This window comes from Planobispora longispora (genome assembly GCF_016863135.1).
GTDB classification, from domain to species: domain Bacteria; phylum Actinomycetota; class Actinomycetes; order Streptosporangiales; family Streptosporangiaceae; genus Planobispora; species Planobispora longispora.
In genome coordinates, this window is record NZ_BOOH01000118.1 from 1 (window position 1) to 623 (window position 623).

General features: G+C 71.4%; 1 protein-coding gene. It reads right to left on the reverse strand.

From position 1 onward, the window contains the following. Positions 1 to 612: sensor histidine kinase (locus tag Plo01_RS39860; RefSeq protein ID WP_307837433.1), on the reverse strand; the 612-nt coding region annotated here is incomplete at its 3' end. Positions 613 to 623 lie beyond the last annotated feature (11 nt).

The following is a 623-nucleotide window of genomic DNA, read 5'->3' on the forward strand; positions in this document are numbered from 1 at the left end:
GGGCAGGACCGCCTCGACGGCCGTGCCGCCGCCGGCCGCCGGTCCGACCACGCAGGTTCCGCCCAGTTCGGAGGCGCGTTCGCGCATGGAGATCAGGCCGATCCCGGAGCGGGCGCGTTCGGGCAGCCCGCATCCGTCGTCGGCGATCCGGAGGGTGAGGGCCGACCGCTCGCGGCGCAGTGAGACGGCGCAGGTGCGGGCGCGGGCGTGTTTGCGGATGTTGGTGAGGGCTTCCTGGATGATGCGGTAGGCGGCGACTTCGACGGCGGCGGGCAGGTCGGAGAGGTTGCCTTCGGGCTGGACTCGCACAGATGGTCCGCTGTCGTCTGCGAGGGCTTGGACGGCTGCGGTCAGGCCGAGTTCGTCCAGGGTGGGCGGGCGCAGGCCGTAGACCAGTTCTTTGATCTCCTGGCTGACGCTGTCCATGCCGGTGCGCAGGTCGAGCAGGAGGCGGTCGGCGGAGGCGGGGGCGGAGCGCAGGCTGATTTTGGCCATGTTGATGGACATGGCCATGTCGGTGAGGGCGTGGCCGAGTCCGTCGTGCAGGTCGCGGCGGAGGCGGCGGCGTTCTTCCTCGCGGGCGGTCAGGATGCGTTCGCGGGAGCGCTGCAGATCGGCGGTCA